We start from the raw sequence: 23948 nt of genomic DNA, 5'->3' as shown, positions 1-23948 counted from the left end.
CATCTCGTGACCAATTTTTGATGGCACCGCCGCGGTTGAGCCTCCGCGTGTCGGCCTTGAATTGGTCGACGACGCATCGGCGAGGACCGCGACTGCCTCGTCGTCGCCCCCACTCACGCCGCCGTTCGGGGGCCACCGTCGTCGGGCGTACTGTCGTGCGATGTGAAGGTCACGGTTCTCGTTGGCGGCGTCGGCGGCGCCCGCTTCCTCGTCGGTGTGCAACGGCTGCTGGGCCTGGGCCAATTTGCTTCCGAGCCGGCAGGCAACGAACACGAGCTGACCGCGATCGTCAACATCGGCGACGACGCCTGGATGCACGGCGTACGTATCTGCCCGGATCTGGACACCTGCATGTACACCCTGGGGGACGGCGTCGACCCGCAGCGCGGCTGGGGCCATCGCGACGAAACCTGGCACGCCAAGGAGGAACTGGTCCGCTACGGCGTACAGCCGGACTGGTTCGAGCTCGGCGACCGTGATTTGGCGACCCACTTGGTACGCACCCAGATGCTGCGGGCCGGTTATCCACTCTCGCAGATCACCGCCGCGCTGTGCGACCGATGGCAACCGGGCGCAACACTGCTGCCGGTCAGCGACGACCGCTGCGAAACCCATGTGGTCATCACCGATCCCACCGATGACAACCAACGCGCGATCCACTTCCAGGAATGGTGGGTACGCTATCGCGCCCAGGTGCCCACCCACAGCTTCGCCTTTGTCGGCGCTGAAAAGGCAAGGGCCACAACCGAAGTCGTCGATTCCATCACCAATGCCGATATCGTCTTGCTGGCGCCGTCGAACCCGGTGGTGAGTATCGGTGCCATCCTGGCCGTTTCCGGTGTCCGCGGTGCGTTGCGATCGACCAGCGCTCCGGTTGTGGGTTACTCGCCAATCGTCGGCGGAAAACCGCTGCGCGGCATGGCCCATGAATGCCTGACGGTCATCGGCGTGCCCTCCACGGCCGAGGCAGTGGGCCGGCACTACGGCTCGCGCGCAGACACCGGCATCCTGGATTGCTGGCTGATCCACGACGGTGACCAGGCCGACATCGACGGTGTCGCTGTGCGCTCGATACCGCTGCTGATGACCGATCCCGATGCGACGGCGCAGATGGTCAGCGCCGGTCTGGAACTCGCGGGCGTGGCAGCATGACCGGCGACGACGATGCGAAGCGGCGCGGCGTGCGCGAGCACGGCAGCGCGTCGACCATCGAAATCCTGCCGGTCATCGGGCTTCCCGAATTCCGCCCGGGCGACGACCTGAGCGCCGGGATCGCCGCGGCCGCACCCTGGCTGCGCGACGGCGACGTGGTGGTGGTCACCAGCAAGGTGGTGTCCAAATGCGAGGGCCGGCTGGTCCCGGCGCCCGACGACCCGGATGCCCGGGACACGTTGCGGCGCAAGCTCGTCGACAGTGAGGCGGTGCGGGTGTTGGCCCGCAAAGGCCGCACCCTGATCACCGAGAACCGACAGGGACTGGTGCAGGCCGCTGCGGGTGTGGACGGCTCGAACGTCGGCGCCTCGGAACTGGCGCTGTTGCCGGTCGACCCCGACGCCAGCGCGGCGGCGTTGCGCGACCAGCTGCGCGGGCGGCTGGGAATCACCGTCGCCGTGGTGATTACCGACACCATGGGTCGCGCATGGCGCAACGGGCAGATTGACGCCACCGTCGGCTCGGCGGGTCTAGCGGTGCTGCACAACTATGCCGGTGCCGTCGACCCGCACGGCAACGAGCTGGTGGTCACCGAGGTCGCCGTCGCCGACGAGATCGCGGCGGCCGCCGACTTAGTCAAGGGCAAACTGACCGCGATCCCGGTGGCCGTGGTGCGCGGACTGGCCCTACCCGACGACGGCTCGACGGCGCGGCAATTGGTTCGGCGGGGCACCGAGGACCTGTTTTGGCTCGGTACCGCCGAAGCGCTGGAGATGGGCCGCCGGCAGGCTCAGCTGCTGCGGCGCTCGGTGCGCCAGTTCGCCGACGAACCGGTACCGGCGGACCTCGTCGAGGCCGCTGTCGCCGAGGCGCTCACCGCGCCCGCGCCCCACCACACCCGGCCGGTGCGGTTCGTATGGCTGCAAACCCCGTCGACCCGCACCCGCCTGCTGGATCGCATGCGCGACAAGTGGCGCTCCGACCTGGCCGGTGACGGCAAGTCCGCCGATGCCGTCGAGCGGCGAGTCGCCCGCGGCCAGATCCTCTACGACGCACCGGAAGTCATCATCCCGATGCTGGTGCCCGACGGCGCGCACAGCTACCCGGATGCGGCGCGCACCGGCGCCGAGCACACGATGTTCACCGTCGCCGTGGGCGCGGCGGTGCAAGGGCTGCTGGTCGCGCTGGCGGTACGCGGGCTGGGCAGCTGCTGGATCGGCTCGACGATCTTTGCCGCCGACCTGGTTCGCGACGAGCTGGGGCTTTCGGGTGATTGGGAGCCGTTGGGCGCCATCGCGATCGGCTACCCCGCGCAGCCGCAGGAGCCCAAGGATCCGGTAGCCGTCGCTGATCTGCTGGTGCGCAAGTGAGCGTGCGGGACTCCGCGATCGCGCTGCTATCGGACTGGCAGGCGCCGGATCCGGGGCAGGACGCGCTGCGGCATGCCGTGCTGGCCTTCCTGTATGCCCGCGAGGATTCCTGCCGCCGCGAGTGCGTGCCCGGGCACATCACCGCCTCCGCGCTGGTACTCGACGAATCGGGCAGCCAGGCGCTGCTCACCCTGCACCCGCGGCTGGGCCGTTGGGTCCAGCTGGGCGGACACTGCGAGGACGGCGACGACGACATCTTCGCGGCGGCGCTGCGGGAGGCTACTGAGGAATCCGGTATCGCGGGCCTGCGCCTTGCCCCCAATCTCGTCGCCGTGCATGTGCATCCGGTGACCTGCTCGCTGGGGTTGCCGACCCGCCACCTCGACCTGCAGTTCGTCGCGCATGCGCCAGCGAACGCGCAGATCGTGCTCAGCGATGAATCCGTAGACCTGCAGTGGTGGCCGGCCGACGCGTTGCCGGCGGGCAGCGACGCCGCGCTCAGCTACCTCGTCGAGTGTGGGCTTACGACACGCTTACAGCGAAAAAACGTGCATTAAGCCCACATTCGACGACGCCTCAGACGTCGGTCGAGTAGCGAATTCCGCCGTCGGGGATCGAGACGCCCGGCCACACCCGGGCGCCGCGCAGCAACTCGCAGCGCGCGCCGATGTCGGCGCCGTCGCCGATCACGCCGTCGCGGATCAGCGCTCGCGGGCCGACGCGGGCCCCGAAGCCGACGATCGAGCGCTCGATCACGCTGCCGGCCTCGATCCGCGCGCCGTCGAAGATCACCGCGCCGTCCAACCGGGCGCCGGGGCCGATCTCGGCGCCCCGCCCGACGACCGTGCCGCCGATCAGCACCGCGCCGGGCGACACCGCCGCGCCGTCGTGCACCAACTGTTCGCCGCGATGCCCGCGCAGCGCCGGCGACGGGGCGATGCCGCGCACCAGATCCGCCGAACCGCGCACAAAGTCCTCCGGCGTGCCCATATCCCGCCAGTAGCTGGTGTCGACGTAGCCGCACACCTTCACCCCGTCGGAGAGCAGCGCCGGGAACACCTCGCGTTCCACCGAGACTTCCCGGCCGCGGGGAATCCGGTCGATGGTCTCGCGGGAGAACACGTAGCAGCCGGCGTTGATCTGGTCGGTTGGCGGATCCTGGGTTTTCTCCAAAAACGCTGTGACTCTGCTGTTTTCGGTGGTGACGCAGCCGAACGCGCGGGGGTCGGAGACCCGCACCAGATGCAGGGTCAGGTCGGCCTCGTGGTCCCGGTGGAACTCCAACAACTGCCCCAGGTCGGCTCCGGAGAGCACATCGCCGTTGAACACCATCGCGGTGTCATGGCGCAGCCGCGGCGCGACGTTGGCGATTCCGCCACCGGTGCCCAGCGGATGCTCTTCGGTGACGTATTCGATCTGCAAACCGAGTTTGGAGCCGTCGCCGAACTCCGCTTCGAACACCGCCGGCTGATAGGACGTGCCCAGGATGACGTGCTCGATACCGGCCGCGGCGATCCTCGACAGCAAGTGGGTGACGAACGGCAGCCCGGCGGTGGGCAGCATCGGCTTGGGCGCCGAGAGGGTCAACGGCCGCAGTCGGGTGCCCTTGCCACCGACCAGCACAACCGCATCGACTTGGGGGTTCGCCACTGTCATCCTTCTTTCCGGTTGCGCCGCGAGCTACGCACTTGCAGCCGCGCACGCACCGCCAACCCGGCCCGCATGGTTCCGCGCAGCGGGGCGCGCCACCACCCAGAGTGCCGATCGGCGAGGAATCTATAGGTGCTTTCATGGTGGGCCACCAAGTTGCGGGCGGCATCGCGCCCGGCGGCGTGACCTTTGTGATGCAGCACTTCGGCCGACGGGACGTAAACGTTCAGCCAGCCGGCCTTGCCGAGCCGGTCCCCCAAATCGACGTCCTCCATGTACATGAAGTAGCGCTCGTCGAAGCCGCCGATCTGATCGAAGGCGGCCCGGCGCACCAGCAGACACGCACCCGACAGCCAGCCCACCGCCCGCTCGGTGGGCTCCAGCCGCTGCTGGCGGTAGGCGGACGACCACGGGTTGTTGCGCCACAGCGGGCCGACGACGGCGTGCATGCCGCCACGGATCAGGCTCGGCAGATGCCGCGCCGACGGGTACACCGACCCGTCCGGGTCGCGGATCAGCGGGCCCAGCGTCCCCGCGTGCGGCCACCGGGCGGCGGCGTCCAGCAGCGCGTCGATGCTGCCGGGACCCCACTGCACGTCCGGGTTGGCCACGATCACCCACTCCTCGCCGTCGCCCAACTGGGCGACCCCGCGGTTCACCGCGGTGCCGTAGCCGAGATTGGCGCCCGTCGAGAACATCCGCACGTTCGGGTACCGCTCGACCGCTGCCTGCGGCGCTCCGTCGGTCGAGCCGTTGTCGGCCATCAGTACGCTCACCGGCCGCTCGGTGGCCAGCGACAGTGACGCCAAAAAGCGATCCAGGTGCGGGCCCGGCGAATAGGTCACCGTCACGACCGACAGGACGTCACTCACGCGTAGAAGGGTAGCCGTCAGGCATCCACGGGCACGGACAGCGCTTGGCTCAACGCCTCCCGCCATGGCCGCAGCGGCGAGAGGCCGGCCTTTTCGGAGGCCCGGCTCGACAGCGCGGTATAGGGCGGTCGCGGCGCCGGCCGCGGCACCCGACCGCTGCTGACCGGGCGTACCCGTTCGGGATCGGCGCCCACGCCCTCGAACACCGCGCGGGCTTGCTCAAACCGGGAGACGGCGCCCTGGTTGGCGGCGTGCACCACTGGGGCGTGCACCTTGCCGTCGACCACCTGAAGCAACGCGCCCACCAGGTCACCGGCGTAAGTCGGTGAGCCGATCTGGTCGTCGACCACCTCCAAAGTGCGGTCGCCGCCGGCCAGCCGGCGCATGGTGGCGACGAAGTCCTTGCCGGCCGCGCCGGTGTAGACCCAAGCGGTGCGCACCACGGTGGCTTCCGGCAACGCCGCCAGCACCGCCAGCTCGCCGGACAGTTTGGTACGTCCGTACACGCTCAGCGGCGCGGTCGGATCCCCCGGCTCGTAGGGGCGCGGCGCCGCACCGCCGAAGTCGCCGCTGAACACGTAATCGGTGGAGATGTGGATCAGCTGCGCGCCCACCCGCGCGCACGTGCGTGCAAGATGCCCAGGCCCGTCCGCATTGACCGCATGAGCGGTCTTCTCGTCACTTTCGGCCCCGTCGACATCGGTGTAGGCCGCACAGTTGACGACCACGTCGCCGCGTTCGATGAATCGCTCTGCGGCGGCCGGGTCGGTGATATCCCACTGTGACGAGGTCAGCGCCAATACATCGCGTCCTTGCTGGCCGGCCTGTTGGGCCAGCATGCTGCCGACCTGCCCGCCGGCGCCGGTGACCACGATCCTGCTGTGCACGGCACAAGTCTGGCACGGTCTGGGCACGCCGAAGCTTCGGCTACCCGCGATACGGCTGTGGCGTAAGTAATCTATTGTGATGCCTGCGGAACGCGTGGTTCGTGTGGTTGCGACCGTGATGGCCGTCGTCGTCGTGCTCGGCACCGGGGTGGCGTGGAGCAGAATCCGATCATTCGAGGACGGGATCTACCACGTCTTCGCCCCCTCGCTGGGCCAGGGCGGCGACGACGGCGCGATCGACATCCTGCTGGTCGGCATGGATAGCCGCACCGACGCCCACGGCAATCCGTTGAGCGCCGAAGAACTGGCGACGCTTCGGGCCGGCGACGAGGTCGCCACCAACACCGACACAATCATCTTGGTGCGGGTGCCCAACAACGGGAAGTCAGCCACCGCGATCTCGATCCCGCGGGACACCTATGTGCAGGCCCCTGGGCTGGGCAAGACGAAAATCAACGGCGTCTACGGCCAAGTCAAGGAAGAAAAGCGGGTCACCCTCGTCGAATCGGGGATCGACGCGGCCGAGGCCGAGAGTCGCGGAACCGAAGCCGGCCGGGAGGCGCTGATCAAGACGGTCGCCGACCTCACCGGCGTCACGGTCGACCACTACGCCGAAATCGGACTGTTGGGATTCGCGTTGATCACCGATGCACTGGGCGGGGTGAACGTCTGCCTCAAAGAGCCGGTGTACGAACCACTTTCCGGTGCCGACTTCCCGGCCGGCTGGCAGAAGCTCAACGGCCCGCAAGCGCTGAGCTTTGTCCGCCAGCGCCACGACCTGCCGCGCGGCGACCTCGACCGGGTGGTGCGCCAGCAGGTGGTGATGGCGTCGTTGGCCCATCAGGTGATCTCAGGCAAGACGCTGTCCAGCCCCGCCACGCTGGACCGGCTCCAGGGCGCCATTCAGCGCTCGGTGGTGCTGTCTTCTGGTTGGGACATCATGGATTTCGTCAAACAGCTGGAGAAGCTGGCCGGCGGGAACGTGGCCTTTGCCACCATTCCGGTGCTCGACGAGGCGGGCTGGAGTGACGACGGCATGCACAGCGTGGTGCGGGTGAACCCGCATCAGGTTCAGGACTGGGTCGCGGGCCTGCTGCATGACCAAGATGAGGGCAAGACCGAGGAGATCGCCTACACGCCCGCCAAGACCACCGCCAACGTCCTCAACGACACCGACATCAACGGGCTGGCCGCCGCGGTCTCAGAAGTGTTGGCGTCCAAGGGCTTCAACAGCGGCAGCGTCGGCAATAACGACGGCGGGCACGTGACGGGCAGTCAGGTACAGGCCGCCAAGGCCGACGACTTGGGCGCGCAGGCAGTGGCCAAAGATCTCGGTGGGTTGCCGGTCATCGCCAACGCGTCGGTGCCACCGGGTTCGGTGCGGGTGGTGCTGGCCAACGACTACACCGGTCCGGGCTCCGGGCTCGACGGCAGCGTGATGCCGATGGCGGCCTCGAACGCGGGAGCAAGCGACAGTACCGCTCCCCCGCCGTCGCCGATCCTGACCGCCGGGTCGGACAATCCGGAGTGTGTCAACTAAAGCGATCAACCTCAGCGAGGCGATTCTCGACCCGATGCTGCGCGCCGACCCGGTCGGCCCGCGCATCACCTACTACGACGACGCCACCGGCGAGCGCATCGAGCTCTCGGCGGTGACGCTGGCCAACTGGGCCGCCAAGACCGGCAACCTGCTGCGCGACGAGTTGGGCGCCGGACCGGGCAGCCGGGTGGCGGTGTTGCTGCCGGCCCATTGGCAGACCGCGGCGGTGCTGTTCGGCGTGTGGTGGATCGGCGCCGAGGTCCTGCTCGACGGCAACGAGGCGGACATCGCGCTGTGCACCGCGGCCCGGCTGGACGAGGCCGACAGCACCGGCGCCGGCGAAGTGGCGGTGTTGTCGCTGGATCCGTTCGGCCGCTCGGCTCCCGACCTGCCGGTCGGCGTCACCGACTACGCGACCGCGGTCCGCGTGCACGGCGACCAGATCGTCGCCGAGCGCCACCCGGGTCCTGCGCTGGCGGGTCGATCAGCCGACGAGCTGCTCGCCGACTGTCAAAGCTCCGCTGCCGCAACGGGTGTGACGGCAGCAGACCGGGTGCTGTCGACGGCGGCATGGGATCAGCCGGGTGAGCTGGTCGACGGCTTGCTGGCGGTCTTGGCGGTCGGCGGCTCGCTGGTGCAGGTCGCCAACCCGGATGCCGCGGCGCTGGCGCGCAAGGTGGAGACCGAGAAAGTCACCCGCGTCCTCGACTAGCCTGCGAGACCACCGCACATATATTGGTATCGCAATATTTGTATGTTAACGTCGAAGGCGGACAGCCCCGACAGGATGGAGTGTGACGATGTTGGTGCACGGGCTACTCGGAAAAGCGGCCGGAACGGTGGTCACCGGGCTGGTCGGAGTGAGCGCCTACGAAGCGTTGCGCAAAGCACTGGGCTCGGCGCCGGTGCACAACGCCGCGGTCACCGCGACCGAGTGGGGTCTGCGCGGAACGCGGCGCGCCGAGGAAGCAGCGGAGTCGGCCCGGCTCAAAGTGGCCGACGTGGTGGCCGAGGCCCGCGAACGCATCGGCGAAGAGGCGCCGCCGCCCGCGATCGGCGACCACGACAACCACGAACACTGATCCTTGGCCATGACTGACCTTGCCGTCATTTCCGACGCGGCTGGGCGGATGCGGGTGCAGGTGCCGTGGGTGCGGTCGAACACCCGGCGCGCTGTCGCCGTGGAAGAGGCGGTCGACAAGCAGCACGGGGTGCGGGCAGTGCACGCCTACCCACACACCGGGTCCGTCGTCGTGTGGTATTCACCGAAGCGCTGCGACCGCTCGGCGGTGCTGGCCGCGATTGATTCAGCCGAACACGTTGCAGCCGAACTGATTCCGGCCCGCACACCGCGTTCGGCCGATGTCCGCAACACCGACGTGCTGCGCATGGTGGTCGGCGGCGCGGCGTTGGCACTGCTCGGGGTGCGCCGTTACGTCTTCAATCGCCCGCCGCTGCTGGGTTCGAGCGGCCAGTTGGTCGCGACCGGTGCAACGGTGTTCATGGGCTACCCCTTCCTGCGCGGCGCGCTGCGATCGTTGCGGTCCGGCCGTGCCGGCACCGATGCGCTGGTGACCGCGGCCACGGTGGCCAGCCTGGTGCTGCGCGAGAACGTCGTCGCGCTTACCGTGCTGTGGCTCCTCAATATCGGTGAGTACCTGCAGGATCTGACGCTGCGACGGACCCGGCGGGCCATCTCGGATCTGCTGCGCGGCACTGCCGACACCGCCTGGATCCGGCTCGACGACGGCAACGAGGTCCAGGTGCCGATCGACACCGTGCAGGTCGGCGACGAGGTGGTGATCCACGACCACGTGGCGATACCGGTTGACGGCGAAGTGGTCGACGGCGAGGCGGTTGTCGACCAATCCGCGATCACCGGCGAAACCCTGCCGGTCAGCATCGTCACCGGGTCTGACGTGCACGCCGGCTCGGTGGTGCTGCGCGGACGCTTGGTAGTTCGGGCCCGCGCGGTCGGCAACGAAACGGCCATCGGCCGGATTGTCACCAGAGTCGAAGAGGCGCAACATGATCGCGCGCCGATCCAAACCGTCGGCGAGAACTTCTCGCGTCGCTTCGTTCCGATCTCGTTCATCGTCTCGGCCATCACCCTGGCGATCACCGGAGACGTGCGACGCGCGATGACCATGCTGCTCATCGCCTGCCCGTGCGCGGTGGGGCTGGCAACACCGACAGCGATCAGCGCGGCCATCGGCAACGGTGCCCGTCGCGGCATCCTGATCAAGGGCGGCTCACACCTCGAGCAGGCCGGCCGGGTGGACGCCATCGTGTTCGACAAGACCGGAACCCTCACTGTCGGCCGTCCGGTGGTGACGAACATCATTGCCATCCATCCGGATTGGCAGCCCGAACAGGTGTTGGCGTATGCGGCCTCTTCGGAGCTGCATTCGCGGCATCCACTTGCCGAGGCGGTGATCCGATCCACCGAAGAACGCCGCATCATCATTCCGCCGCACGAGGAATGCGAGGTGCTGGTCGGCTTGGGTATGCGGACCTGGGCCGACGGCCGCACGCTGCTGCTGGGCAGCCCGTCGCTGCTGCGCTCCGAAAACGTCGAGGTGTCAACGGAAGCGGCCGACTGGGTGGACAAGTTGCGCAAGCAGGCCGAAACGCCGCTGCTGCTGGCGGTCGACGGCATCCTGGTGGGCTTGATCAGCTTGCGCGACGAAGTGCGCGTCGAGGCCACTGAGGTCTTACGGCAATTGCGGGGCAATGGGATTCGCCGCATCGTCATGCTCACCGGTGATCACCCGGAGATCGCCAAGGTGGTTGCCGCCGAGTTGGGCATCGACGAGTGGCGGGCCGAGGTGTTGCCGGAGGACAAACTCGAAGTGGTGCGTCAGTTGCAGGACGAGGGGCATGTCGTGGGGATGGTCGGCGACGGCATCAACGACGCTCCCGCGCTGGCGGCCGCCGACATCGGAATCGCGATGGGGCTGGCAGGAACCGACGTCGCCGTCGAAACCGCCGACGTCGCATTAGCCAACGACGACTTGCGCCGCCTGCTCGACGTGGGCGACCTCGGGGCGCGTGCGGTCGAGGTGATCCGGCAGAACTACGGCATGTCCATTGCGGTCAACGCGGCCGGGCTGCTGATCGGCGCGGGTGGCGCGCTGTCGCCGGTGCTGGCCGCGATCCTGCACAACGCGTCGTCGGTGGCGGTCGTCGCCAACAGCTCACGGCTGATCCGCTACCGCCTGGACTGAGTCACACCAGGATGGTCCGTGCGACCAGTTCGGGGTCGCCCATCACCGGGTCATGCCTACGCCGACACCCGGGGGCACCTTGGCCGGATAAAGGTTAGTGACTGATTTCGTCGCCGATGGTGAGAACTGCCTCGCCCAAGACAATAGGCGTCTAGCTGATATTTGCGAACTCGCTGACCCATCTTGGGATCGCGTCAGCACCCAGACCAGTGAAGACATCAACCACGCGGGGGTCGCTATCGTTTAACCCGAAAGTGTCTCTTACACGAGAAAGCACGTCGTTCTCGTAATCGACTGGGACGATCCCCGCGCTATCGGGCAGATTCGTGCAAAGCATCGCTCGCACAAGCTGGTCCGACTGCGGAAGACTAAACCCCATGATGACTAGTTCTTCCGCATCCGCGAGCGCTTCTGCCGCGGATCGCCATAACGCTTGAAGCGTTCGGTTGTTGTAATACGGGCTTTTGACAGCGGCCGGCGGCACAATCATCGGTTCTCGATCCACAGAGAGATACTCAGCATCGTCGTTGCGGGGAAGAATCCCGGTCGCATCCCAGCTGCCGCCCGCTATATCTACGTCATAGATGGTGTCCCCGGGTGGACTTTCCGGACCTGAATAGCGCCAGCTGAGAGATCCGTGCAACTTCATCAGCTCCAGGCCCTCCGAGGGACGGCGCCCACCCAGGACGGCCGCTCTCCGTGTCGAAATCGGAGTCACCGGCGCAGGGTAGAGATTTCGCGCCGTTCCGCCGCTCGCGTACACCAACCAGGCAAGCTCGACGAGCATATCGTAATTGAAAGAGATGACCTTGGCAGATTCGTCGTGCCAATACTTCACCAGCTGTTGCAGCCATGGCGGACAGTCGCTTCCGGTGAGCGCACGCATCTCCGCGACCCACAAGACCTCATGGACAGCTCTCGAAACTTCCCAGAAGGACGCCTTGTTGCGGGATTGCTCTGCCTCCGTGAGCCACGGCGGCGCTTCGACGAGGTAACTCAACCACTGCTCGAAGTCATTGGCGATTGGCGTACTCACGCCCGGGATGTCGGGACCGCCGGCCGCACTGATGATTGACTTGACACCCGCTGACAGCTCCGGCATTGACGGCATTTCGCCGCTGACCGCCTTACTGAAGCCTGCCCCTAGCAGATAGACCCGACGCATACCACCAGTGTTACAGGCCATACTCTTTGACAGTCCGCCACCTCGACCCAATTCGCGTCTAATCTCATCGAGTTGCTCGCCAAGTTCTTCGTCATGCGCGCGAATTGCCCTTAGCACGTCCCACACCGGCTTGAATGTCGAGCTATCTAAAGTTGCCTCGGGTCAGCGTCGGTGTCGATGAACACCGGGATCACGATGGTGCTCATACCGATCGTCTACGCGGCCCGCCGCGAAGAACGCCAGCCACAAGATGCCCCCCCCTCGCGAACGGCGCGCCTAGCGAATCCCCTGTCCGGGTTGGCGTGAATCAGTAGCATCCTGATTGTGGCGGGGCAGGACGCTGAGGACGAAACACCGTTTGGTCGCTACCGGCTGTTGTCGATGCTTGGTGAGGGCGGCATGGGCGAGGTGTGGCGCGCCCATGACACCATCACCGACCGGGTCGTGGCCATCAAAGTCTTGTCTGCGAAGCTGTCGAAGGACGAAGACTTTCAGCGGCGATTCCGCCGCGAAGCCCACTCCGCGGCACGATTAGAAACGCCCCACGTGGTCCCGATCTACGACTACGGCGAGATCGGCGACCGGCTATTCGTATGCATGCGGCTGATCAAGGGCCGCGACCTGGCCACCGTGCTCGCCGATGGCCCGCTGAAACCGGCGCGCGCGGTGCGCATCATCGGTCAGGTCGCCGAAGCCTTGTATGCCGCCCATGAGATCGGGCTGATTCACCGCGACATCAAGCCGTCCAATATCTTGCTCGACGACCGCGACTTCGCATATCTGATTGATTTCGGGATCGCCCGCGTTGTCGATGACACCCGAATCACCAAGATCGGCAATACGATCGGGACCTTCGCCTACATCGCACCGGAGCGGTTGCACGGCGAAGGCGAAGAGGACGCTCGCGCCGACATCTATTCGCTGGCCTGTGTGCTGTATGAATGCTTGACCGGAGAGCCGCCGTTTGCCGCTGACACGGTGCCGCGCCTAATCGTGGCCCACATGAGTTCGCCGCCACCGCGGCCCTCTACCACCAGACCCGAAGTGCCCGCCCAGGTTGACGACGTCATCGCGACCGGCATGGCCAAAGACCCCGACCAGCGCTACGCGACCACCGTCGAGTTAGCAGATGCTGCCCGCGACGCGATCACCGAGCCCATTCAGAAGCCCGCAGGGAATCCGCCGCGTCTCCGAGCGACGGAGCCGGCACCCGGACCCACTCTGCTCGACGACGTGACCCGACCCGCGAGCGCACCTGGCCGGCGGCCTGTGCCACAACCCCGACCCGTTGATCAGCCGTCTCCTCAGATCGGCAAACCACCACCGCCGTCGGGGCACCGCCCGCGCCGGCGGATGCAGTGGCCGCTGATCGCTCTTGGAATCGTCTTTATCGTCCTCTGGCTCATTTTCTGCTTTAGTGCCCTCCCGGGCCTTCCGATTTTCGGTCTTTCCCCCGATATTCTTTTGGTCCTCGGGGTCATGCTCCTCGTCGTCGGCCTGGTATTGATGGTCGTCCATCAGAAGGAGGGGACGGGCTTTCAAGGGCGCCGCCGCACCCTCGCGCTCATCGCAGGCGCTATCGCACTGGTCGCCGTGACCACAGCGGCCATCGGCATTTCCGCGCTTAGCAAATACATTGTGCTGCCGTTCACCGGCCTTAAAGAACCCACAGGTGTGGCGGCGGACAGCAGCGGCAACCTCTACGTCGCCGACACCCGCAACGACCGGGTGCTCAAGCTGGCGGCGGGCTCATCCACCCAGGAAGTGCTGCCCTTCACCGGCCTCAACTGGCCCGGGGGTGTGGCGGTGGACACCGCCGGCAACCTCTACGTCACCAACATCTTCAACGACCGGGTGCTCAAGCTGGCGGCGGGCTCATCCACCCAGGAAGTGCTGCCGTTCACCGGCCTCAAGAGCACCGTGGGTGTGGCGGTGGACAGCGCGGGCAACGTCTACGTCATCGACGAGGGCAACAATCAGGTGCTGAAGCTGGCGGCGGGCTCATCCACCCAGGAAGTGCTGCCCTTTACCGGCCTCAGGGTCCCGATTGGTGTGGCGGTGGATAGCACCGGCACCGTTTACGTCACCGACGCCGAAAACCAGCGGGTGCTGAAGTTGGCGGCGGGCTCGTCCACCCAGGAAGTGCTGCCGTTCACCGGTCTCAAGCGCACCGGGGGTGTGGCGGTGGACAGCGCCGGCACCGTTTACGTCGCCGACAACACCAATGACCGGGTGCTGAAGCTGGCGGCGGGCTCATCCACCCAGGAAGTGCTGCCTTTCACCGGCCTGCCGTTCACCGGCCTCAAAGGCCCCGAGGGTGTGGCGGTGGACAGCGCGGGCAACTTCTACGTCGCCGACCAGTTGAATAACCGGGTGCTGAAGCTGCCGGTGGGGTAAAGCAGCCGACGAGACAGGTCATATCTAAGTCATGGACCCGGGTTTGTATCTAACTATCGCCTTTACCCTCCGGTTATGCAGGTGCGCGATACTGGGGATTGACCCAGTGGCACATCCTCTCGTTTAGAAGGTACTTAAGCGGTTCGTGGTCAACCATGAACCAACCCATACCCCCGAACGATTCCTACACGACGGCGAAGACGACCCATAGCCCGCGAGGTCGTCAGACGCACCCAAGTGGCGATCGCCAGCTCTGAAGCCGCCGTATATATTGTCGCCGTTAAGGCGATGACGATGCAGGAAGCCGGTGTGAGTCCGGCGCGGTCCCGCCACTGTCATCGGGGAGCGACCCTCATCGGCCACGGCCAGCCGGCTGGAAGGCGAGGCGAGCAGCGATCCGAAAGCCAGGACACTGCCGTCATCGCGTCCTGCGAACCGGGGCGGTGTACCCCGAGAGAGCTGACCGATGTCACGTCCGCCGTGGATGGCCCTCGTCGTGGTCACCCTCCTGGCGCTCAGCGTGGGCGCGTGCTCTGCACCAGCCGATACCACCGCCTCCGATAAGCCAGGCTGCATCAGCGACTTCGATCCGAACACCGATTACTTCCCGGACAAGTCGGCGGTCCACGACGCCACCAACTTCACGATCAGCTACCACAACAGCTATCAGGTCCTGACCGTCAACCAGCCCTACCCGAACGGCTCGCCCCAGTCGTACGTGCTGGTGCGCTGCGGGGCCCCGGCGCCGGCGTTGACCGGCGACCTGGCCCACGCACCCCAGATCACGGTGCCCGTCACCAGCCTGTATTCGGCGTCGACCACCCATCTGGGCATGATCGACGAACTCGGCCAAACCGACGTGGTCACCGGCCTGGCCGATACCGCCAACGCCGTCAATCCGCAGATCCGCCGGCGCATCGATGACGGCAAGATCGCCGATTACGCGCCGGGCCAGCAGATCAATGTCGAGTCGGTGATCGCGGGCCATCCCGATGTGCTGGTGACCGGCGGCACCGACGATCCCAGTTACGCCAAGCTGCGCGACGCCGGGATCAGGGTGGTCGCCGACGCCGAATGGCTGGAGGCCACGCCGCTGGGCCGGGCCGAGTGGGTCAAGATGTTCGCTGCACTGACCGGCACCGAGAAGAGGGCCGGCGAGATCTATGGCCGGCTGCGTGACGACTATCGCACCGTCGTAGCCAAAACGGGCGGGGTGCGGCCCGTCGACGTGTTACCCGGAACCATGTATCAGGGCACCTGGTCGGTGCCGGCCGGCGGCGACTACGCCGGCCGGTTGATTGTCGACGCCGGTGGTGACTACCCGTGGTCGCGCGACCCGCACACGGGAAGCCTGCAGCTGAGCTTCGAATCCGTGTACGCCAAGGCCGGACATGCCCCGGTATGGCTGGTGAGCGCTGATTGGCGAACCCTCGATGACGCGCTGGCCGCCGACAACCGCTACGGCGAATTGACCGCGGTCCGTGACGGGCAGGTCTGGTCGGCGACCAAGGCGATCGGCCCGGGCGGCGGCAACGACTACTGGGAGCGCGGCGTGGCCCGCCCCGACCTGGTGCTGGCAGATCTGGTGGCGATCTTGCATCCCGAGCTCGCACCCGACCACCGTTTCGAGTTCTATCGACGGGTCACCGGCGCGTGAGCCGCGCGGCGGCGGTGCTGACGGCGCTGGCCGCGGCGGTGGTGGCGCTGACGCTGCTGGGGATTGCGCTGGGCCCGGTGCGGGTGCCGCTGTTCGACACCGTCCGCGTGTTGGCCGGTGCCGACCCGTCGGATCCCCGCTGGCAGGTGATCGTGGCCAGCATGCGCGTCCCGCGCGTATTGACGGCGATCGCCGCCGGAGCCGGCTTGGGCGTAGCCGGCCTGCAGATGCAGACCCTGTTCCGCAACGCGCTCGCCGACCCGTATGTGTTGGGTGTCAGCTCGGGGGCCAGCCTCGGGGTTGCCGTGGTGGTGATCGCCGGCGCCGGATCGGCCGCCGGATTCACCGCGGGGTTGGCCGGCGGCGGCCGCGCCGGCGTCGTGCTTGCGGCGGCGCTGGGCGCCGCGATCGTGCTGGCGATGGTGTTGACACTGGCCCGCTGGGTGCGGTCGGCGGCGACGCTGCTGTTGATCGGTGTGATGGTCGGCGCGGCCAGTACCGCGGTCGTCAGTGTGCTGCTGGTGTATGCGGATCCGCAGCGTGTCCAGCAGTACCTGCTGTGGGGGCTGGGCAGCTTCGCCGGCACCACCTGGGCCGATTTGCGCCTGCTGTTGCCGTGCGTCGCGGTGGGTGTGGCGGCCGCGGCGATGACAGTCCGCGCTCTCAACGCGCTGCTGCTCGGTGAGGGCTATGCCCGCACGATGGGAATCGACGTGGGGCGGGCCCGGACGGTCGCGGTGGCGTCGGCATCGCTGTTGGCCGGTGTGACGACGGCGTTCTGCGGCCCGATCGCCTTCCTCGGGCTGGCGGTGCCGCATCTGTCCCGAATTGCGTTGGGCACCTCGGATCACCGCGCGCTGATTCCCGGCGTGGTGCTGATGGGTGCGGCTGTCGCGCTGGGCTGCGCGATCGTCAGCCAGGTGCCCGGTAGCGACGCCGTGCTTCCGGTCAACGCGGTCACCGCGCTGATCGGGGCGCCGATCGTTGTCGTCGTGCTGCTGCGCAGCCGCCGCGGAGTGGGCATCGAGCGATGATCGAGTTGCGCGAGCTGGCCATCGGCTACCGCAGCCGGCGTCGCACCAGCACCGTGGCCGCCGGGCTGCAGGCGCTGGCCCGCCGCGGTGAGCTGACGGTGTTGTTGGGGCCCAACGGATGTGGGAAGTCCACGCTGATCCGCACCCTGTGCGGGCTGCAGCCCGCTCTGGGCGGGCAGGTGCTGCTGGACGGGTGCGACGTAGCGGCAGTACCGCCCGACGAACTGGCCCGGCGGGTGGCGGTGGTGCTCACCGACCGAGTCGATCCCGGTTTGCTCTCGGCGCGTGAACTCGTTGCGCTGGGCCGCATCCCGTACCTGAGCCGCAGCGCCCGGCTCACGACTGCCGACAATGCCGTCGTCGACTGGGCATTGGCTGCAGTCGACGCCACCGACCTGGCCGCGCGCCCGGCCGCCGAACTCTCCGACGGCGAACGGCAGCGGGTGCTCACCGCGCGGGCGCTGGCGCAGCAGCCTTCGGTGTTGGTGCTCGACGAGCCGACCGCGTTTCTGGACGTGCCGTCGCGGGCCGGTCTGCTCGAGATGTTGCATGGACTGAGCCGCGCCCACGATTTGGCGATCGTGCTGTCCACCCATGACCTGGAACTTGCATTGCGGATCGCTGACCGGGTGTGGCTGCTGCGCCCCGACGGCACGCTGCTGGACGCGATTCCCGAAGAGCTCATGCTCGCTGGCCACATCGGCAAGCTGTTCGACTGCGGCACACTGCGTTTCGACCCGACCGGAGGGGTCTTCGTGGTCCGCGGCGCAACCGGGAGAAATGCACGCGTCGACGCGTCCGATCAACTGGCCGGCGCGGTGGAACGGGTGCTCGCCCGGGAAGGGTGGCGCACCTGCGAGCCCGCCGAGATCGTGGTCACCGCCGCCGATTCGGAGACACTCACGCTGCGCGCCGGCGGTCATCCGGCGGTGTCGACGACGCTGGGCGGTCTGCCGGCCATGTTGCGCGACCATCCACCCGGCGGCCGCGACTGCGCCCCCGAGGAGACGACGGCGGCCATGCACGCCGAATTGTCGAAAATCAGCCCGTATTTCGCGATGAGCACCGGACCGACCGCCGAAAGTGGTTGGCGGCCCGTGCATCTGCTGTATACCGACACCGACCTGCTCGACGGCATCGTCGGCCGGGTACAGACCCGCATCGGCGCCGCAGAGCGCCGGGTCGCGGTGTCCACGTTTCAGCTCGGCTTTACCGCGCGGTTGTGGTCGATCGGGCTGGGCGCGGTGGCCGGCCATCGCCTGTTGCCCGACCTGTGTTCCCGACATCTGTTGTTTCGCGAGACCGACGGTCAGATGCAGCTGCACATCGAACACCCGGTCGCGTGGCGGGGCGATGACCTGGAGCCGATACTGGCCGACATGGTCCTCGAGTCGCACCTGGCGCCGCTGTCCGCGGCGGTGTGTCGACTCGGGCCGATCTCGGCAAAGGTGTTGCGGGGCAATGCGGCATCTGCGCTGCTCGGCGCGGCCCGTGTCTTCGACGACAAGTGCGCACCCGACGCAGGATGGCAGTTGGCCCGTCGACTGTGCGACGACGAAAGACTCACCGGTGCAATCCGTTTCAACAACGGCAGCTACCGTCGTACCAGCTGCTGCCTTTACTACCGCACGCCTGGGGGCGGGTTCTGCGGCGAGTGTGTGCTGGCGGCCAAGCGGGAAAGGAGCAGCGCTCATGAGTGAACCCGATCCGCCCATCGTCGAGACCGAGGACGGCGGCCGGGAGCAGCGTTGGCCGTTACCGGCCGACGAAAAGCCGCTGCTCGACCTGATTCACCTGTGCTTCGACGAGTACTGGGACGACATCTGGTTCGGCATCATCATCGAAGGCGCGGCCTGGGAAGTGGCGGCGCCCAATCCGCCCAAGCGCATTTCGATGTACGACGGGTATGCCACAGTCGACTTCGGCCGCTGGCATTTCCACCTGTGCATCGGGGAACACACGGCAAGCGGTCCGGAACTGGGCCGGATTCGACGGTGCGCGCGCGCCGAACTGTATCGCCGCATCGCCGACGACGGCTACCCCACCTCGTGGGGCTGGCGTCTCTACAACGGGCGCGACGAACAGATGATGACGCTGATGCTGCCGAATCCGTTTCTCACCAACGATCAGCAGATCCGCGACGAGCCCGCCTGGGGCCAACTGGAACTGTGGGACCGGCTGCGGGCCGACTATCTGGGGTTGGGACCCGACCCGCTGGACCGCGCCGGCACGGGCTTTCGGCATGGGTGACGCCGGTTCAGCAGCTGCAGTTCTCGCCGCGCCAGGAGCGAATACCCTGCCAGACCGCCGCAGCGGCGATGCCCAGACCGATCGCGGGGTCCAGCCACCAACCGCCGGGCCAGGCGGCGGTGATCGCAAGGCCAACCAGCACCGCGGCCGCTTGCGCCCCGCACAGGTAGTTCTGGGTACCTTCACCCGCGGTGGCCGCTGAGTGCAACCGCGCTGCCAATCGGTGTTTGGTGCGGCCGAGGGCCGGCATCAGCACCAAGGCGACAGCCGTCAACGCGATCCCGATCACCGATGTCTCGGCATGGTGCTCTTCGAGCAGGTGGCGCAGCGATTCCGCGGCGATGTACGGGGCGGTGAGCCAAAACGACACCGCGACACCGATTTGGGCCCGCCGCTCCGCAGTCGTCGACAGTGTCCGTGAGCCGCTGAACCGCCACACCACCATCGCGCTGGCCAAGCCTTCAGGGACACTGCCCAAGGCCCAGCCGGTCAATGCAATCGAGCCGACCGCCAGGCCCTGCCACAAGCCCAGCACACCTTCGAAAAGCATTGCGACCATGCTGACCCAGGCCAGCCGACGCGCCCAGCGGGCGCGCCGGAGCCATCCCGCGTCCCGTTCGAGGCAGGCGTCGCCGGCCAGGGCGGCGGGATGGTGCGAGTGGGAGACGGTCACCAGACGATCTTAAAGGTCGTTACGCTGCTGAGCATGGCACGCACCGACAACGACACCTGGGACCTGGCCAGCAGCGTGGGAGCGACTGCCACGATGGTGGCCGCCGGCAGAGCGCGCGCGACGGCAACCGGGCTCATCGACGACCAGTTCGCCGAACCGTTGGTGCGTGCAGTCGGTATCGACTTTTTCACCCGATGGGCCAACGGCGAACTCGACTCCACCCAGGTCGACATTCCCGACCTGCCCTGGGGCATGCAGCCGATGACCGACCTCCTGGCGGTGCGCACCCGCTTCATCGACACATTCTTCGCTGACGCTGGCGCAGCCGGTATCCGCCAGGCGGTCATTTTGGCTTCGGGTCTCGACGCGCGCGGCTATCGGCTGGAGTGGCCGTCGGGGACGGCGGTGTTCGAGATCGACCAACCGCAGGTCCTCGACTTCAAGGCGATCACCTTGGCCGCGATCGGCGCCCAGCCGACTGTTGATCTGCGGGCGGTGCCGATCGATCTGCGCCACGATTGGCCGGCCGCGCTGCAGCAAGCCGGGTTCGATCCGACAACGCCGACCGCCTGGATTGCCGAGGGCCTGGTGGCGTTCCTGCCGCCAGAAGCCCAGGACCGCTTGCTGGACAACATCACTGGGCTCAGCGCCGACGGCAGCCGAGTGGTGGTCGAGATTTTCCTGAATTCGCCCGAGGCCCTGGAGGCCCTGCAAACCGCGAACCAGAAGTGGTACGACAACGGTCTGGACGTGCACATCGACAACTTGGGCTACCCCGGCCAGCGCAATGATGTCGCGGCCTACCTCACCGAGCGGGGCTGGCGCACCGATCGCACCCGGTCCAACGATTTGTTGGCCGACAGCGGATTACCGATGCTGAGTGCCGACAGCCACAACTACTACTGCACCGCCGTGTTGGGATCGTGAGCAGCGCTAGCCCCAAACCTCTCGACGGGTATCGGGTACTCGATTTCACCCAGAATGTCGCGGGTCCACTGGCGGGCCAGGTAATGGCTGACCTGGGCGCCGAGGTCATCAAAGTCGAGGCGCCCGCCGGGGAAGCCGGCCGGCACATCACTTCGGTTCTTCCCGGACGGCCGCCGCTGGCAACGTATTTCCTGCCTAACAACCGGGGCAAGAAATCGGTGTGCCTGGATTTGAGCACCACCGAAGCCCGGCAGCAGGTACTGCGACTGGCCGACACCGCCGATGTGGTCTTGGAAGGATTCCGGCCCGGGGTGATGGAGAAACTCGGCCTGGGCCCCGACGAATTGCAGTCGCGCAACCCGAAACTGATCTACGCCCGGCTATCGGCATATGGCGGCAACGGCCCGCACGGCACCCGGCCGGGCGTCGACCTGATGGTCGCCGCCGAAGCGGGCATGACATCGGGAATGCGCACGGCGGACGGCAAACCGCAGATCATCCCGTTTCAGCTCGTCGACAACGCCAGCGGTCACGTCCTGGCGCAAGCCGTGCTGGCTGCACTGCTCAACCGTGAGCGCCACGGCGTCGCTGACATCGTCCGCGTCGCGATGTACGACGTGGCGACGAGCCTGCAGGCCAACCAGCTGATGGTGCACCTCAACCGGCCCAGCGATCAGCCGGTGTCGAAACCCAAGCGGCGCAAAGGCGTTGGCTTTGCCACCCAGCCGTCGGACGCGTTTCGCACCGCCGACGGGTACATCGTCATCAGCGCCTACGTGCCCAAACACTGGGAGCTGCTGTGCCACACGATCGGCCGTCTTGACCTTCTCGGCGACGAGCGGTTCGCCGATCAACGCTCGCGGTCGATCAACTATGGCGAGCTGACCGAAGAGTTGGAAGCCGCGCTGAGCTCCAGACCCGCGGCCGAGTGGGTCGAATTGTTGTGCGCCAACGGCATCATGGCCTGCCTGCCCTACACCTGGAAGCAGGTTGTCGACACTCCGCTGTTCGCCGAAAACGATCTCGCGTTAAAGATCGGCAGCGGCGAGGAAGCCGTCACGGTGTTGCGCACCCCCGCGCGTTACTCGTCCTTCGGCGCGGCGGTGACAGATCCGCCGCCGGCGTTGGGCGCCCACAACGACGAGTTTCTGTCCGCACAGCGAGAAGCGCCTTAGGCAGTTATCCGGCAAAGGGCGGGCGCAACATCACGGTCGGCCGGAACCCGTATCGCGGCCCGGCACCATTGGCGCCGGCGCCCGCACCCGCCAGCGGCATCCCGCCCAGCAGGTTGCCCCCCGCCGCCGTCTCCGGGGTGGCCGTCACCGCGCTGACCGGTAACGGGGCAGCTCCGGGGACCGCCGCCGGGGATGCCGCGGCGCCCCAGGAGGGCGGCACGGACAGACCCCCGACCGGACTGGCAGCGCCCAGGCCCGCCGCGACCGGCGCGCCGCCCCCCAGGCCGCCCAGCAGTCCCCCTAACCCGGGCAGGCCCGCTGCGGCTTTGGCCCCGTCGCTGGCGGCCTTTGCGGCTGGTGCCAGCGCCTTCGAGAGCGACAAAAAGTGGGTCGACATACCGGTGAAGCGATACACCATCGCGGCGGTGTTTTGAAGAGGGCTCATATATTCGGCCCACAGGTCCAGCCCGGGAATCTTTCCCACCATGTCCGGAAGCGACGAGGGCGCCGACGCGCTCGACATTCCCGGGCTGGCGAGTGTCTGTAACGCGGGTGGCACCGACGCCAGTAGCTGCGACTCGGCCGACTGTGCGCCAGTTCCGGCCGATGTGGCAGCGGCGTGGGTGACCGCGGCGGCCTGCATGCCCTGCCCGGCGGGGTTGGTGGTTTGCATCGGAGCGGTGAACGGCGTCACCTTCGTGGTGGGTGCGACCTGAGCGGCGTATCCGTACATCGCCGCGGCATCTTGGGCCCACATCTCCGAGTAGTGCGCCTCGGTCGCGGCGATAGCCGGAAAGTTCTGCCCGAAGAAGTTCGTCGCGATCAGCATCATCAGCTGCGCCCGGTTAGCCGCGATCACCGGCGGCGGCACCGTCATCGCAAAGGCGGCCTCATAGGCAATCGCGGCGGCCTTGGCCTGGACCGCCGCCTGCTCGGCCCGTGCCGCGGTGGTGGACAACCACGTCACATAGGGCGCGGCGGCCGCGGCCATCGAAATCGACGCCGGGCCCGACCACAGGCCACTGATTTCGGAGATCGCCGAGCCGTAGCAGGACGCGGTCGTGTACAGGTCGGTGGCCAACACGTCCCAGGCAGCGGCGGCCGCCAACATCGGTCCCGCGCCCGCGCCGGCGTACATCCGGCCAGAGTTGACTTCCGGCGGTAATGCTCCGTAATCCACTACTTGACGTCCTGGCCTCGTCGGTCGCTACAGCCTGCCGATCTACTCGACCTCGTAGTCACGAATGCGATGCCCTTCCTCGCCATCGGCGACGGCTGCGATCCACTATCTGAGACATAAGTTCACTAATGAAGATATAAGGCGTTCAGAGGCGTCAGCGGTACGCAGTAATGAACTCTTTCTATCTTTAGGTGAACACTCGTCGTTGGTAGTGCACAGTCGGCTCCCGGCCATCTAACGTCGCTAGCGAGCGGCTCGTGAAGGCCGTTGAGACCGAGCACTGAGGAGAAATCAGCGTGGCGTTCGTAGAAACCCAGCCGGAGGTGCTATCCGCTGCGGCTCGCAATTTGGTGGCTATCGGCGCGTCAGTGGCGGCGCAGAATGCGGCTGCGGCGGGCCCGACGACGGGAATAGTGCCGCCGGCAGCCGATGAGATTTCGGCGCTGACGGCGGCACAGTTCGCCACGCATGCCCGGATGTATCAGGCGGCCAGCGTCCAAGCCGCGGCAATTCACGACATGTTCGTGAACATGCTGGGCACCAGCGCCGGTTCGTACGCGGCCACGGAAGCCGCCAACGCCGCCGCGACCAGCTAGAGGAGACGTAGTGCTGGATTTCGGGGCGTTACCGCCAGAGGTCAACTCCGCTCGCATGTATGCCGGACCGGGGTCGGCGGCGATGATGTCCGCGGCGTCGTCCTGGCGGTGGCTGGCCGCCGAGTTGGAGTCCGCCGCAATCGATTACGACAGGGTGATCACGCAGCTGACCAGTGAGTGGCGCGGCCCGGCGTCG

The 23948-nt window shown here is 67.2% G+C and carries 22 protein-coding genes and 1 riboswitch; of the genes, 16 read left to right on the top strand and 6 right to left on the bottom strand.

What is annotated here, in order from left to right; all coding sequences use genetic code 11:
• The first annotated feature begins 162 nt into the window (after window positions 1-162).
• The 3 genes from cofD to A5707_RS06960 are packed head-to-tail and all read left to right on the top strand — an operon-like array spanning window position 163 to window position 3079.
• Window positions 163-1152: a 2-phospho-L-lactate transferase gene (cofD, locus tag A5707_RS06970; RefSeq protein ID WP_065013783.1), complete on the top strand. Its 990-nt coding sequence runs from the start codon at window positions 163-165 to the stop codon at window positions 1150-1152.
• Window positions 1149-2522, top strand: a complete 1374-nt coding sequence (locus tag A5707_RS06965) for a coenzyme F420-0:L-glutamate ligase (protein ID WP_065013782.1) — start codon at window positions 1149-1151, stop codon at window positions 2520-2522. The genes cofD and A5707_RS06965 overlap by 4 nt, the downstream gene beginning before the upstream one ends.
• Complete coding sequence (locus A5707_RS06960; protein WP_065013781.1) at window positions 2519-3079, top strand: NUDIX hydrolase; 561 nt, start codon at window positions 2519-2521, stop codon at window positions 3077-3079. Before A5707_RS06965 ends, A5707_RS06960 begins: the two co-directional genes overlap by 4 nt.
• Window positions 3080-3098: 19 nt before the next feature.
• Here A5707_RS06960 and A5707_RS06955 read toward each other — a convergent pair whose 3' ends face one another.
• The 3 genes from A5707_RS06955 to rfbD are packed head-to-tail and all read right to left on the bottom strand — an operon-like array spanning window position 3099 to window position 5931.
• A complete protein-coding gene (locus tag A5707_RS06955; RefSeq protein ID WP_156657648.1) occupies window positions 3099-4172 on the bottom strand; it encodes a sugar phosphate nucleotidyltransferase in 1074 nt (357 codons plus the stop codon).
• A 2-nt stretch (window positions 4173-4174) separates the two neighbouring features.
• Window positions 4175-5044 (bottom strand): glycosyltransferase family 2 protein, encoded by an 870-nt coding sequence (locus A5707_RS06950; protein ID WP_065013779.1) that lies wholly within the window; start codon window positions 5042-5044, stop codon window positions 4175-4177.
• Window positions 5045-5061: 17 nt separating this feature from the next.
• Window positions 5062-5931: a dTDP-4-dehydrorhamnose reductase gene (gene rfbD / locus A5707_RS06945; RefSeq protein ID WP_156657646.1), complete on the bottom strand. Its 870-nt coding sequence runs from the start codon at window positions 5929-5931 to the stop codon at window positions 5062-5064.
• 76 nt (window positions 5932-6007) lie between these two features.
• Here rfbD and A5707_RS06940 point away from each other — a divergent pair, with 76 nt between their 5' ends.
• The 4 genes from A5707_RS06940 (at window position 6008) to ctpC (ending at window position 10698) form a co-directional block, all read left to right on the top strand.
• Window positions 6008-7471 carry an LCP family protein gene (locus A5707_RS06940; RefSeq protein ID WP_156657644.1) on the top strand — a complete coding sequence of 488 codons (1464 nt, stop codon included), beginning with the start codon at window positions 6008-6010 and terminating at the stop codon, window positions 7469-7471.
• Between the two features lie 34 nt (window positions 7472-7505).
• The gene (locus tag A5707_RS06935) at window positions 7506-8183 is read left to right on the top strand and encodes a TIGR03089 family protein (protein WP_065013793.1); all 678 of its coding nucleotides are present in this window, start codon (window positions 7506-7508) and stop codon (window positions 8181-8183) included.
• An 88-nt stretch (window positions 8184-8271) separates the two neighbouring features.
• Window positions 8272-8553 (top strand): DUF1490 family protein, encoded by a 282-nt coding sequence (locus A5707_RS06930; protein WP_065013777.1) that lies wholly within the window; start codon window positions 8272-8274, stop codon window positions 8551-8553.
• A gap of 9 nt (window positions 8554-8562) precedes the next feature.
• Window positions 8563-10698, top strand: a complete 2136-nt coding sequence (gene ctpC, locus A5707_RS06925; protein ID WP_065013776.1) for a manganese-exporting P-type ATPase CtpC — start codon at window positions 8563-8565, stop codon at window positions 10696-10698.
• 151 nt (window positions 10699-10849) lie between these two features.
• Here ctpC and A5707_RS06920 read toward each other — a convergent pair whose 3' ends face one another.
• Window positions 10850-11863, bottom strand: a complete 1014-nt coding sequence (locus tag A5707_RS06920; protein WP_065013775.1) for a hypothetical protein — start codon at window positions 11861-11863, stop codon at window positions 10850-10852.
• Window positions 11864-12187: 324 nt separating this feature from the next.
• On the opposite strand from A5707_RS06920, the gene A5707_RS06915 reads away from it, so the two are divergent.
• The 5 genes from A5707_RS06915 to A5707_RS06895 all read left to right on the top strand — a co-directional run bounded on the left by A5707_RS06915 (window position 12188) and on the right by A5707_RS06895 (window position 19201).
• Entirely contained in the window at window positions 12188-14260 is a 2073-nt protein-coding gene (locus A5707_RS06915; protein ID WP_269455142.1) for a serine/threonine-protein kinase PknD, read from the top strand.
• 253 nt (window positions 14261-14513) lie between these two features.
• Window positions 14514-14696, top strand: a riboswitch (cobalamin riboswitch).
• A 30-nt stretch (window positions 14697-14726) separates the two neighbouring features.
• Entirely contained in the window at window positions 14727-15917 is a 1191-nt protein-coding gene (locus A5707_RS06910) for an ABC transporter substrate-binding protein (protein WP_065013773.1), read from the top strand.
• The gene (locus A5707_RS06905) at window positions 15914-16951 is read left to right on the top strand and encodes an iron ABC transporter permease (RefSeq protein ID WP_065013772.1); all 1038 of its coding nucleotides are present in this window, start codon (window positions 15914-15916) and stop codon (window positions 16949-16951) included. Before A5707_RS06910 ends, A5707_RS06905 begins: the two co-directional genes overlap by 4 nt.
• Window positions 16948-18651 (top strand): ATP-binding cassette domain-containing protein, encoded by a 1704-nt coding sequence (locus A5707_RS06900; RefSeq protein WP_065013771.1) that lies wholly within the window; start codon window positions 16948-16950, stop codon window positions 18649-18651. The genes A5707_RS06905 and A5707_RS06900 overlap by 4 nt, the downstream gene beginning before the upstream one ends.
• A complete protein-coding gene (locus tag A5707_RS06895; protein ID WP_065013770.1) occupies window positions 18644-19201 on the top strand; it encodes a DUF7676 family protein in 558 nt (185 codons plus the stop codon). Before A5707_RS06900 ends, A5707_RS06895 begins: the two co-directional genes overlap by 8 nt.
• A 7-nt stretch (window positions 19202-19208) precedes the next feature.
• Here A5707_RS06895 and A5707_RS06890 read toward each other — a convergent pair whose 3' ends face one another.
• Complete coding sequence (locus A5707_RS06890; protein WP_082969303.1) at window positions 19209-19760, bottom strand: cation transporter; 552 nt, start codon at window positions 19758-19760, stop codon at window positions 19209-19211.
• Between the two features lie 147 nt (window positions 19761-19907).
• Between A5707_RS06890 and A5707_RS06885 the strand changes: the two genes are divergently transcribed.
• Window positions 19908-20801 (top strand): SAM-dependent methyltransferase, encoded by an 894-nt coding sequence (locus tag A5707_RS06885; protein WP_065013792.1) that lies wholly within the window; start codon window positions 19908-19910, stop codon window positions 20799-20801.
• Window positions 20798-21976 carry a CoA transferase gene (locus A5707_RS06880; protein ID WP_156657642.1) on the top strand — a complete coding sequence of 393 codons (1179 nt, stop codon included), beginning with the start codon at window positions 20798-20800 and terminating at the stop codon, window positions 21974-21976. Before A5707_RS06885 ends, A5707_RS06880 begins: the two co-directional genes overlap by 4 nt.
• A 4-nt stretch (window positions 21977-21980) precedes the next feature.
• On the opposite strand, the gene A5707_RS06875 is transcribed toward A5707_RS06880, so the two are convergent.
• A complete protein-coding gene (locus A5707_RS06875) occupies window positions 21981-23156 on the bottom strand; it encodes a PPE family protein (RefSeq protein ID WP_065013767.1) in 1176 nt (391 codons plus the stop codon).
• Window positions 23157-23452: 296 nt separating this feature from the next.
• Between A5707_RS06875 and A5707_RS06870 the strand changes: the two genes are divergently transcribed.
• Together A5707_RS06870 and A5707_RS23095 are read left to right on the top strand one after the other, a co-directional pair.
• Complete coding sequence (locus tag A5707_RS06870; RefSeq protein ID WP_065012573.1) at window positions 23453-23752, top strand: PE family protein; 300 nt, start codon at window positions 23453-23455, stop codon at window positions 23750-23752.
• A 13-nt stretch (window positions 23753-23765) separates the two neighbouring features.
• The coding region (locus A5707_RS23095; protein ID WP_156657385.1) for a PPE domain-containing protein at window positions 23766-23948 on the top strand (183 nt) is incomplete at its 3' end.

Source organism: Mycobacterium kyorinense (assembly GCF_001672775.1).
Lineage (GTDB): Bacteria > Actinomycetota > Actinomycetes > Mycobacteriales > Mycobacteriaceae > Mycobacterium > Mycobacterium kyorinense_A.
The sequence above is the reverse complement of the archived record's forward strand: the minus strand, read 5'-3'. Positions and strand labels throughout refer to the sequence as shown.